This is a genomic window from Longibacter salinarum (assembly GCF_002554795.1).
GTDB lineage: Bacteria > Bacteroidota > Rhodothermia > Rhodothermales > Salinibacteraceae > Longibacter > Longibacter salinarum.
In genome coordinates, this window is sequence record NZ_PDEQ01000003.1 from 297,617 (window position 1) to 309,845 (window position 12,229).

Sequence of the window (12,229 nt, forward strand, 5' to 3'; positions counted from 1 at the left end):
TATGGGAGCGCGGATCGTGTATCCACAAGCGACGATGAAAACGACCTGCGAACCCAATCTTTGAGACGTAGGGTCGAGAATGGACGTTATCACTGGAGTAGCCGTAGACACGCGGCTGATATGGACGTGCTTGCTCCGTGTCGCCGGATGCTTCAGTAAATGACGAACGCCCTCATCCGGGGAGACAGCAAAGAGGAATCGTCTGACAGATGACTCTGGCGTGGTGGACCCTGACGTACTGGGAAAAACGGCTCATACGGACGGGGATGGGCATGTAATGGGGCGGGTGGCCTGGAACCGACCCAATTCTCATACTTTACACGTCGCGAACTGTACTGGAAGCACTTCCAGAGGTACATTTGTTTACGGTGTTAAGTCTGTCTGCTTAAGAGGAGGTCGTCACGCGGGAGTAGCGGGGATCTGCTCTAGCGTAGACCGTCTCGTGCGGCACGTCAGCGTTCGTGGTTGCAATCGGCACGTCTACCACTGCAACCCGTACGTTACCGCAGGTTTCGGTTGCGTTCTGCGTGATGGCAGTCTCTCGAGGACGGACCGCGTTCCGTACGGTTATGGCAGGAAGAGAAAGCGATGGATGCCATCGTCTTCGAAAGAACCACGGGTTCCGCCATACAGACTGCACCGGAGTCTTCCCAACTTGCAGCACGACTGAAGAACACAATCCGTCCGCGGGGCCAGGCACGGCTTTCGTCGACGGACCGATCACTTGCTACTCAAGAGCGCACCGAACACGTTATGGCCAACAAAGGCTTAAGCAATATCAAGGGTGTCTCGAAAGCGGATCAGCAGATGATCCAGGACATCGAGACGATGATGGGTCCGGAGCCCGAAGACATGGGCTTCATGAAGAACGCTTTCTGGGGCCGGTTCCGTGAGGACCTCGTCTTTCCGTACCCTCGCGAGAGCAAGGACGAGCGGGAGAAGTGCGATGCCCTTCTCGAAGAACTGGAAGAGTACCTCGAGAACGAGCACCCGGCAGTTGAAATCGACCAGGAGCAGTACATCCCGCAGGAGTCCATCGATCGACTCTTCGATCTGGGCGTCATGGGAATGATCATTCCCGAAGAGTACGGCGGGCTCGGTCTGGGTGTGACGAGCTACAACCGCGTGCTAGAAATGATCGGTAGCTACTGTGCGTCGACGGCCGTCATGGTCTCGGCCCACCAGTCGATCGGTTGCAAGGCACTCGTTATGTTTGGTGACGAGCGGCAGAAGGAAGATTACCTTCCGATGGTCGCGCGTGAGAAGCTCAGCGCCTTTTGCCTGTCGGAGCCCAATGTGGGTTCGGATGCGGCCGGTCAGGAATCCTTCTCCGTGAAGACGGAGGATGGTGATTACATCCTGAATGGCGAGAAGAAGTGGTCGACGTCCGGCGCGTTCAGCGGTCTGATGACCGTGATGTGCAAGAACATGGTCAAGAACGAAGAGACCGGTGAGCTCGAGGAGCGTGGCGTCAACGCGCTTATCGTTACGCCGGATATGGACGGCGTCGAGATCTTCGAGAACAACCGCGCCAAGACCGGCATCCGCGGCACGTGGCAGGCACGTTTTCGCTTCAATGACGTCCATGTGCCGAAGGAGAACCTGCTTCACAAAGAGGGGGCGGGTCTCAAGGTTGCGCTCAACTGCCTCAACTACGGTCGTTGCACGCTGAGTGCCGGCGTCACGGGGGCAGCCAAAGCGGCCATGAACCAGGGCATCAAGTGGGCACAGACGCGCTATCAGTTTAAGCGGCCGCTTGCCGACTTCGAGCTCGTTCAGCAGAAGATCGCCCGGATGTCCGCGCTGACGTATGCGATGGACGCCATGCTCTACATGATGACGGGCATGCTCGATCGCGGCGACAAGGACATCATGGTCGAGACCGCCATCACGAAGGTGTTCTGCAGCCACTACGGCTGGGAGGTTATCGATGACGTGATGACCGTCATGGGCGGTGAAGGCTACATGGAAGAGAACGAGCTGGAGCGCTCCTGGCGCGACAATCGTATTCACGCCATCGTGGAGGGCTCGAACGAGGTCATGCAGTCATTCATCTTTGCGTACGGCGGCAAGCAGCTCGCCGAGCAGATGATCTCGATCCAGGACGCGCTAACCTGGGACACCGACGAGTCGATCGGGGACAATCTGTCGCGCATGTTCAACGCAGCGACGAACCCGACCATCATGCAGAAGGCCATCCCCCTCGGAGCGCAGCTCTTCCTCGGGTACAAGCCGAGCGCACCCGACATCCGGAGCGTCCACCCGGCCCTGCGCGAACAGGCCGAACAGCTTGCTACGCTTGTGCAGAAGCACTCGCACTACGTCAAGCTTGTCAGCAAGTGGGAGCGGGAGGACATCGTCAAGCATCAGGCGCAGCAGGCCCGCGTCGCCGACAACGCGATCTACATTTTCGCGCTGGCTACGTCGCTCTCGAAGATGGACGACCAGCTTCGCACCGGCGAGTACGGGCCGAAGTTTGAGCGCGATCGCGCCGCCTTCGAATACCTGTTCGACTGGTTCGACAACAAGATCCACCAGAACTTCGGCGAGATGCGTCGTAATGCCGACGAGAAGATGCGCGTGGCTGCAGAAGCCGCTCGCCGGTACAACGACACGCTCCCGAACAAGGAGTACTACATCCACGAAGGCTCGCCGCTCGGACGCGGGGCCGGCAAGGACGTGCCGACGGAGCACATCAAGCAGTTCCCGGGTGAAGGTCAGGATCCGCGTGCGATTGACCGTTCGCCGGGTGAGACCGCCGAGCTGGAGGTCGACGAGCTGGAGGAGAAGGCAGCCTCCGGCGATGGCGCGCCTGAAGAGCCGAAGCCGGCTGCAGAAGATGGTGTGGCATAAGGCAGTGTGAACGTATGAACGTGCGAAGGTGTGAACGTATAAAGGCCCTGCGGTGGTGATGTAGGGAATCGCGCCTTTGATCAAACGAAGCGCCCGCTCCCAGGATGGGGGTGGGCGCTTTTGTTTTTCCTACGAGGGATCGCTTGGCACCTCTGCGCGAGGATATTAACGATGCGTCGGAGCGGAAAATCAGGTTTTCGGCCCGGATTCCAGATCTCTCGCTTTTTGGCTGTGTCCGGTGTGAAATGAATTTGTCGCTATACAAGACGAAGGATCGGTGGGCATTTTACAGACCGCGCGTAATTCTGTGTGCCCGACCGGTACTACCCACGTCTTTCTTCATTTGTTAAATATGCAAATGCCTGACGATACGACGAAGAATCACAATCATCCTCCATCGGTTTCGCCGGGGGATTCCATCGCGGATCGCGTCCGTAGAAACCCAGGCGGCAGCGTCCTTCGGGATGTTCTGACGTACACGGCCCAGGCTGCGCTTCTCGGGGCAGTCGCTGGTGCCGGTGTTGCAGCCGTGCCTCAGACGGCAAACGCACAGGCGGACTTCACCGAGCGACCTGGGACGAACAACCCGCTCGATGGCGTTGACGTTGGCGACAACAGCACGCCGCAGTTTTTCGATTATGAGAGCGATGGCGACCTCGACATCGCCATCGGTCGCGCAGATGGCACCATTGCCTTCTTCGAAAATACCGGGTCCGCAACCAGTCCGAATTATGTGGAGCAGACGGGGTCGTCGAACCCGTTTGACGGGGAAGATGTCGGAGACAATGCCGCCATCGACTTTGGCGACATTGACGGAGACGGTGACCTCGATATTGTAGCGGGCAAGAATGCCGGCGCTCTTCTATACATCGAGAACACGGGTTCTGCTACGAGCCCCAATTATGTTTCACAGTCCGGTACGGACAACCCGTTTAACGGTATCGGGGTAGGGACGAATAGTGCTCCGAAGCTCGCTGACTTCGATGGCGACGGGGACCTGGATGTTGTTGTCGGCCGTGCCGACGGGACGCTCGCGTACGTGGAAAATACAGGGTCGGCTTCCAGCCCGAACTACGTACAGCAAACCGGAGCGTCCAACCCATTTGATGGTTTCGATGCCGGAGACGATTCCATACCGGGTCTCGCAGATATCGATGGCGACGGTGATCTCGATCTCGCGGTCGGTAAGAACGAGTCGACCGTGAGCAACTCGATCACATATTTCGAGAATGTTGGCTCGGCATCGGACCCAGACTATCAGCAGCGCACGGCATCGGACAATCCGTTCGACGGTTTTGCAGGCACTGACAGTGCGCCAGTCTTCGGCGACGTGGACGGTGACGGAGACGTTGACGCTGCGGTTGGGGCCGCGGATGGGCAAATCCGCTACCTGGAAAACACGGGCGATGTTACCCGTTCTGAATCGTTCGTCGAGGCCGAGAATAATCCACTGTCTGGCCAGAGCTTGACCGATGGCAACAGCGCGCCTGCCGTAGCCGACCTCGATGCCGATGGCGACCTCGACATCGTAGCCGGGAAAGGCGATGGTACGCTCGTTTACTTCAAGAATACCGGGAGCGCCACGAATCCATCGTACAGTCAGGAGTTCGGCGTCCTGCCCGGCAATGACTACGGTGAAGACTCGGCGCCACTGGTTGTCGACTTTGATGCGGATGGCGACTACGACATCGCTGTCGGTCAAGGGGATGGCAACGTTAGTTATCTCGAAAATACCGGTTCGGTCACGTCTCCTTCGTTCACCCAGCGTACCGGATCTAGCAATCCGTTTAATAGCATCGCGCTGCTCGACAAGTCGAAGTTGACGACAGCCGACATTGACGCGGATGGCGATCTCGACATTGTTGCGGGGAAAGGAGGCACGGATTCGTCCCTGCTCTACTTCGAAAACGACGGATCCCGTACGAGCCCGAACTACGTGGATGCCACGGACGGGAGCGCGTTCGATGGACTGACCGCGACCGATGGAGCGCCGGAGTTCGATGACGTCGACAACGACGGCGACTACGACCTAACCGTTGGTACCGGTAGCGGTGCGGTGAAGTACTTTGAGAATACCGGAACGAAGACAAATCCTTCGTTTAGCGAACGCACCGGGACGGACAATCCATTCGCCGGCGCGACGCAGAATGGGCAGACCGCACCACGGTTTGCGGATCTGGACGGCGACGGAGACCGCGACCTCGTTCTCGGTCAGGATGATGGATCGTTCGACGTCTATCGCTACGGCGACTCAGACGTCCTTCCTGTTGAGCTGACGAACTTCGCGATTCAGCCGGATGGGAATGCGGCCATGCTGACGTGGTCGACCGCGTCCGAGAAGAATAACTCGGGCTTTGAGGTTCATCGGATGCTCGGCGGAGGCATGTTCGAGAAGCTCGGCTTCGTCGAAGGTGCAGGTACGGTCAGCACGCCTCAGACCTATCGGTTCCGTACGGACGATCTGCCGAACGGCACACACCAGTTCCGCCTGAAGCAGGTCGACGTGGACGGCTCGTCCGAATACAGTAAGACGAAGACCGTCGAGATCACGATCGATAGCAAGTACGAGCTCACAGCGCCGTCGCCGAACCCTTCGAGTGGGGAAGCGGCCGTGAAGCTCACCGTCGAACAGGCTCAGAACGTACGCGTCGAGGTGTTTGACCTCCTTGGCCGCCGCGTCTCCGTCGTCTTCGACGGTCAGATGGGCGCCCAGAAGGAACAGCGCTTCCGCGTGGGCGATGACCTGAGCGCAGGTACGTACTTCGTGAAAGTGACGGGCGAAGGGTTCGAGAAGAGCCAGAAGTTCGTCGTGGTACGTTAACCTACAGCGCAGCATGAGGCATGGAGGCCGGGGCGGTTGTCGCTCCGGCCTTCTGTCGTTGATAGCGATGTAAGTTGATCGTGACGTAAGCGACAGATAGCCTTAACATGTAGCGACGCGTTTTCCTCGAAGTGACTTTCTCTACTACCCCAAGATTGTATGTCTTCCTTCGCGTCCTTTCCACCAACCGTTTTCCAGGGATCCGGTGATCTTCGGGACTGGCTACGGGAAACGGGGGCCAGTCTTGCACTTGCTTTACCCCGCTACAATCGCCTGGCTGTTCTCCGATCGGGGGCGACCCCGCAAAAGCAATCGAGCGAAGCGGTCCGTGATGACGAACGTCACGATTCTGACGCTCTGGCCGTGTCGCTTCATACCATCGAGACCCCGATGAAACTTCGGTCGAATGCGGAGCGCCTCTTCGTGTCGACTCGCCACCAAATGCACGAGTTCACCAATGTGCTTAGTGGCGATGCGACGTATCAGGGGCACGATTCTGCGTACATCCTTCGTCGTTCACACACGACAGGAGCGATTGGTGCTCACGATCTCGGATTCGGCGTCGACGGGGTTCTTCGGTTCGTGACGGCCCGCTACAATGCCGTTGCTGGACTCGACGACGTACACAGTTTCCGGTTGAGGTGGCAGTTGTCCGATCTCCGCGAGGAACTGCTTGGTTCCGACGCTCGACTGACGGGCATGGCTTACGATGCCGACGATCGGCCACGGTTTGCTGCTGTGGAAGGGATTCAGCCCAGCTCAAACGACTCAACGTCGACGACGGGAGGCATCGTGGATGTAGCGTCCGGGGACATTCTGGCGTCTCAGCTAGACGCGCCACAGCATCCTCAATGCTACGACGGGAAGCTGTTTTTCGTGACAAGAGGGGACCGCAGTCTCTGGTGGAATCCGACGGAGCCCGCAGGCGAGCCCAAGCGGATCGCAACACTGCCCGGCTATCCGGTCGACATGGACGTGCTCGACGGATGCGCGATCGTCTCTATTTCGGCGACTCCCCCCGATCGGTCACCGAAAGAGAATGGGACAGAGGCTTCTCATCACGCGCAAGGTGATGACCTCCGAAACGGACTTTGTGTCGTCGATCTGTCGACGGGTGACGTGATTGCAGAAACGCACGTCGCAGATACGCTCGGTCCAATCTCTGGCGTGTGCGTGCTCGACGACGCGCTCCATCCGACTGTTCTCACGGCGGATGACGATGAGCTTCGCCGCACAATCACGTTTGCGACGGATCAGGGCGCGGTGTATCACCGACTCCCTGATTCCGCCTCGTCCACATCCGGGGACAAGACTGAGGCTCACGCTGCATCGGCAAACGCTGAATCGACTCCGACATCGGCTGCTCCCGCTCCGTTTTCGGGGGGCTCTATCGATCAGTTAGACCTCGACCTCTCGGAGGCGCGCCGGCGTGACACTCGTGTTAGGGCGGGTCAGCCATATCAGCTCTTCGCCGGGCAGATGCTGGCAAAAGATGTGATTAGCCGGTTTCAAGAGCTCCTACCAGGTCGATTCGTGCGGCGGGTTAAGACAGGAGCGGTGAGCGGAGATCTTCCGCTCGTTGGAGTCGTGGCGGTCGTTGGAAAACGCCCCATCGGGATCGCCGTCGCCGCCATCCCGTCGAATGCTTCAGCCTCTACGTTGCATGCGTTGAGTGTGCTTCCGGCTCAGCGCGGTCAGGGTGTCGGAACGGCGTTGTTGCAGCGTCTTGAAGCGCTTATCCAGACGGGCGGAGCAGAGGAACTGCAGGCCGAGTACCGACAATCGAATTCCTCTCGACAGGCGCTGGAACGCGTTCTTGAAAAATCTGGATGGGACGCGCCACGCGCGAAACGCAAGCTCTATCAGGGAGATCGGGAAAACATTCCCAAACCGTTCCTGGAAACGTTGGCAAAGCGATCCCTGCAGGCCGGTGAGCTGTTTTCATGGAGTGACTTGACGACACAGGAGAAACAGAATTTGCAGGGTCGACTACGACCGGGGGCGGAACGGTCGATTCCCGTCCCTCTCAGTCCATTTCAGCTCGATGCCACGGTCGATTACGACTGTAGCCTAGGTCTTCGGCACGAGGATCGGGTGGTGGGCTGGATGATTACCCATCGCCTCGCACCAGAAGTTCTTCAGTACACATGCCTGTACGTCGAGCCGGACATTCGGGGGCCGGGTGTGGGGCTCTCGCTCCTTGCTGAAGCTATGCGTCGGCAGGCCGAGCGGACAGACATTCCCCGCTTCATCTGGATGATCGATGCCGAGAACACACGAATGCATCGGTTCGTGGAGGGACGCCTTGCCTCGGTGATCGATAAGCAGGATACGTTACTTCACGCCGTGACCCGTTTTTGATGGTTATCTTGGTTGAGTAGGGGCGTTGTCTTCGGCCGGCCGTCGCCCAATCCAGTGCGAAGCCAGCTGGCATTCACGCTCGGCATGGCAGAGAGCCGCCCGGTGCGGATCGTGATGTACGACCTCCTCGGCCGACCGGTCGCGATGCTGTACGACGGCACGCCGACAGCGGGGCAGGAAGAGACGCTCACGCGCTCGCTGCCGCGCCTCCCGAGCGGACGCTACTTCCTTCGTCTCGAAGGCGAGTCCGTAAACGCCGTCCAACCCGTCACTATCGTCCGGTAGCGCACGTGCCGTGAATGGCAAAGGCACCCGTTCACGCACCATTTTCTGAGCTAAAAGAAAGGGCTGCCCCTCCACGATCGGAAGGGCAGCCTTTTTACGTCATCTGAAGATGTTGATGAATCAATACGTCGACACGTCACCACATCCGTACCTCAACACGTTTATTCGATCGTGTCAAATCCGGTGTACGGCTGCAGAACCTCTGGTATCAGCACGTTGCCGTGCTCGTCCTGGTACTGCTCGAGAATGGCGGCGACAATACGGGGAAGGGCGAGCCCACTCCCGTTGAGCGTGTGGACCAACTTGGGTTTTGCTTCGGCTTCCGGGCGGTAGCGAATCGCCATCCGACGCGCCTGGAATGCCTCGAAGTTCGAGATGGACGAGACCTCCAGCCAGCGTTGCTGGCCCGCGCTCCAGACTTCCAGGTCGTACTTCTTCGCCTGTGTGAATCCCATGTCGCCGGTGCACATCAGGAGACGGCGGTACGGCAGGCCGAGATCATCGAGCAGGGCCTCGGCATTTTCGCGGAGCGATTCGAGGGCACGGTAGCTGTCGTCTGGCTCCACGACGTGAACGAGCTCCACCTTATCGAATTGATGCAGGCGGTTCAGGCCGCGCACGTCGGCGCCGTGCGACCCGGCCTCGCGGCGAAAGCACGGTGTGTAGGCGCACAGCTTGACGGGAAGCTCATCGGCCGAAAGAATTTCGTTCCGGAAGAAGTTCGTGACCGGGACCTCGGCTGTGGGAATCGGGAAAAGCTCATCCCGCTGAATCTCGTACATCAGATCCTCCTTGTCCGGCAGCTGACCGGTACCGCGGGCGCTGTCCTCGTTGACGAAGTGCGGGGCCTGTACTTCGCGATAGCCGTTTTCCTGCGCTCGGTCAAGAAAGAAGTTGATCAGCGCACGCTGCAGACGGGCACCCTTTCCAAGGTAGAACGGGAAACCCGCTCCTGTGACTTTCGCGCCTCGCTCGAAATCGACGAGGTCGTGCTGCTCTGTAATCTCCCAGTGCGGCTTTGGATCGAAGTCAAACGTCGGCTTCTCACCAACCTCCGCAGCCACCTCGTTGTCCTCCTCCGTGGCGCCGACCGGAACGCTTCGGTGCGGGACGTTCGGAATCTCCAGCAGAAGCCGCTGCTGCTTTTCCTTCACCTCGCGAACCGTTTCTTCCAGCTCTTTGACGCGGTCCTTGAGCCGACTCGTCTCCTCAATCTTCTCCTGCGCCTCCTCGTCCTTGCCCTCACGCTTGAGCTGGCCGATCGAGCGGGAGACCTTGTTTTGCTTCTCCTGTGTCTCCTGCATCTCCGTGATCGCCGCACGCCTCTCCTCATCCACCTCCAGTAGCTGGTCGACGATGGCCGGATCCCCCGCGCCTTTCGCCCGGATGGCCTCCTTGATTCGCTTCGGCTCTTTTCGGATGCGTTCGATGTCGAGCATACGGTACGATTCGGTGGTCGATAGATAAGGGCAGAACGGGGACGCTAACTATAAAACGTACGAAGCGAATTCCACTCCGTCGTCAAAAGGTTTTCGAATTGCGGATTGCGAAATGCAAAGCGTCGATTGGGAAATGCGGATTGTGAATTAAGGATTCCGGATTAGGTACGTTCGATTTTACGTACACTTCAGGAGCCCGAGAACGAAGCGCCGCTTTCCCATGGAATAGCACATAGGCCGTGGAAAAGAATCCAATCCACCATCCACGATTAACAATCGACTGCGTCACTTCATCTCATCCCGCACAGCGGCAAGCCCATCCCGCAGCGAATGCGGCGAATATCCGAGTTCGGTTTCTCCTTTCAGAATAATGAATCCGGTTCGCAGGGGACGATCGACGGCATCGTCGAAGTAGTCGCTCGAAACGGGACGGATGAGGGTGTCGTCAAGGTCGCAGACATCGGCGACGGTACACGCGAGGTCGTAGACGGACACGAGTTCGCGTCCAGAAAGATGGAAGACACCGTCTTTCTCGAAGTGCAGAAGACGCTCGATTCCCGTTGCGAGGTCGACAACGTACGTCGGTGTTCGGTACTGATCGTCGACAACATGAATGGTTTCGCCCCGAGACAGGGAATTGACCACCCAGAGCACGAAGTTGGACCGGCTGAGGCGGTTGGCAGTGCCGTAAAGAAGGATGGTTCGCACGATCGCCCATGAGCCGAGGCCGGATGCGCGGACGGCGTTTTCCCCGGCGAGCTTCGAGCGTCCGTAGTAATTTACCGGGTCCGGGCGGGCAGATTCGTCGTATGGACCGTCTTCGCCATCAAATACAAAATCGGTTGAGACCTGGACGAGACGAGCCCCGATCTTGCGGCACTCGTTCGCGAGCGTCTCGACCGCGGCTGCATTCACATTCCAGCACCGCTCTCGATGATTCCGGCACTCGCCGACGCTCGAAACCGCAGCACAGTTGACGACCACGTTCGGCGTGAAGTCCTGGAACGTCCTGTGGACGGCCGAGGCGTCGGTGACGTCGAGCGGCGCGTACCCGAACGACCCTTTGTCAAACCGGGGGCCATCATCACGAGCCGTTGCCAGCACATCGTACTCTGGCAGCCGGCTGAGTCGCTGAACGAGAGCCTGACCGAGCAAGCCATTCGCACCCGTTACGAGTACGCGATTGTACAGCATCGGCGACGGAGATAGACATCAGAAATGAGGGCAGTGCGACAACGCTGGCGTCGGACAGCAGGGTTCGACGTTTCACGTTACAAAGATGCACGGGAGAGAAGGACGCGGTGCAGCGGAGTGGGTTGGTCCGGTCCTAAAAGTAGTAGCGGAGTCCTACGCTACCACCAATGCGCGGTTTTACGTCGGGTTGGACTTGGAACCGAGGAATGATCTGGAGAAAGACTTCAAAGTGCTCGGCGTAAAAATTCAGACCGCCGATGGAACTGACGCCCAGGATGGGCGCCGGTTCGGTGGTCAGCTGTTCGGCTCCTCCGATGAGGCCGGGTCCAAAATAAATCCAGAGGGGCGATTCCGGGATGGGTTGTTCCCAGACGCGGTGGAGGTACAGGACGGCACGGTCGTCGAGGTCGGTGCTCACGAGTAGATCGTACGCTATGCTGTCCTCGCGGTACAGCTTCACGGAGGCACCACCGGGCAGACCGGCCTGTCCTCCCACGCCCAGAGCGCCGATCTGCCGCTGGGCGATCGCATCGGTTGGCCATGCGATAAGAAGGAGCACAAGGACAGGGATCCCAACACAAGCGCCTCGACCCGAGAGGGAAACCACTAGCTGTCGAAACGGAGAAGGAGGTGGAGGGGTTGCCAGACGGGTCGTCATCAGGAGTGAGATGGGGAGGCCTGAATGGCGGCGCGCATGTCCTCTCGCAGATTGGTTGCATCCTCCAGACCCAGACGCCCGGCGAGCACGAGGCGGATTTCGCGCCGCTTCGCCGCGGCATCATATCGTTCCTTTTCCTCTTCGGTCTCCGGTTGGATCGGTGGGATTTCGACAGGGCGGCTTTCGTCGTCGAGTCCGACGAACGTGTAGAACGCGCGGTTGGACTTCAGCTTCGTCTGCTGCTTTGGGTTTTCCGCCCAGACGTTCAACTCCACTTCCATCGACGTCCGAAACGCCCGGTTGACCTGGCTCTCGATGACGACGACATCCCCGCCTCGAATGGGAGCCTGGAACTCGACATTGTCAACAGACGCCGTCACGCACACGGTGTTGGCATGACGCTGCGCCGAGATCGCTGCGCATTTGTCCATCAGGTGCAGTAGCCGGCCCCCCATCATGTTGCCCAGACTGTTGGTATCGTTGGGCAGGACAATTTCGTTGATAATGGCGCGGGAATCCGCAACCGGCTTGGCCTTGGTCGACGACATAGAGGCAGAGAAGCGAAGGGAGAAGGGGAGGCGATTCGGTCATTCAAAACGTACCCACGACACAATAGCA

The 12,229-nt window shown here is 58.9% G+C and carries 8 protein-coding genes; 4 read left to right on the plus strand and 4 right to left on the minus strand.

Going from position 1 to position 12,229, the window contains the following annotated elements; genetic code table 11:
- Positions 1-753 precede the first annotated feature (753 nt).
- The 4 genes from CRI94_RS07570 (at position 754) to CRI94_RS07585 (ending at position 8,320) form a co-directional block, all read left to right on the plus strand.
- A complete protein-coding gene (locus CRI94_RS07570; protein WP_098075252.1) occupies positions 754-2,853 on the plus strand; it encodes an acyl-CoA dehydrogenase family protein in 2,100 nt (699 codons plus the stop codon).
- 358 nt (positions 2,854-3,211) lie between these two features.
- Entirely contained in the window at positions 3,212-5,674 is a 2,463-nt protein-coding gene (locus CRI94_RS07575) for an FG-GAP-like repeat-containing protein (protein ID WP_179862199.1), read from the plus strand.
- A 159-nt stretch (positions 5,675-5,833) separates the two neighbouring features.
- Entirely contained in the window at positions 5,834-8,035 is a 2,202-nt protein-coding gene (locus tag CRI94_RS07580; RefSeq protein ID WP_098075071.1) for a GNAT family N-acetyltransferase, read from the plus strand.
- A 54-nt stretch (positions 8,036-8,089) separates the two neighbouring features.
- Entirely contained in the window at positions 8,090-8,320 is a 231-nt protein-coding gene (locus CRI94_RS07585; protein ID WP_098075072.1) for a hypothetical protein, read from the plus strand.
- A gap of 161 nt (positions 8,321-8,481) precedes the next feature.
- Here the strand turns inward: CRI94_RS07585 and serS are convergent, their stop codons facing one another.
- From serS to CRI94_RS07605, 4 genes are all read right to left on the minus strand, one after another.
- The gene (gene serS / locus CRI94_RS07590) at positions 8,482-9,759 is read right to left on the minus strand and encodes a serine--tRNA ligase (RefSeq protein WP_098075073.1); all 1,278 of its coding nucleotides are present in this window, start codon (positions 9,757-9,759) and stop codon (positions 8,482-8,484) included.
- A 285-nt stretch (positions 9,760-10,044) separates the two neighbouring features.
- Positions 10,045-10,953, minus strand: a complete 909-nt coding sequence (rfbD, locus tag CRI94_RS07595; RefSeq protein ID WP_098075074.1) for a dTDP-4-dehydrorhamnose reductase — start codon at positions 10,951-10,953, stop codon at positions 10,045-10,047.
- A 133-nt stretch (positions 10,954-11,086) separates the two neighbouring features.
- Entirely contained in the window at positions 11,087-11,512 is a 426-nt protein-coding gene (locus tag CRI94_RS07600) for an RNA polymerase subunit sigma-54 (protein WP_098075075.1), read from the minus strand.
- 98 nt (positions 11,513-11,610) lie between these two features.
- Complete coding sequence (locus CRI94_RS07605; RefSeq protein ID WP_098075076.1) at positions 11,611-12,159, minus strand: acyl-CoA thioesterase; 549 nt, start codon at positions 12,157-12,159, stop codon at positions 11,611-11,613.
- Between the last annotated feature and the right edge of the window lie 70 nt (positions 12,160-12,229).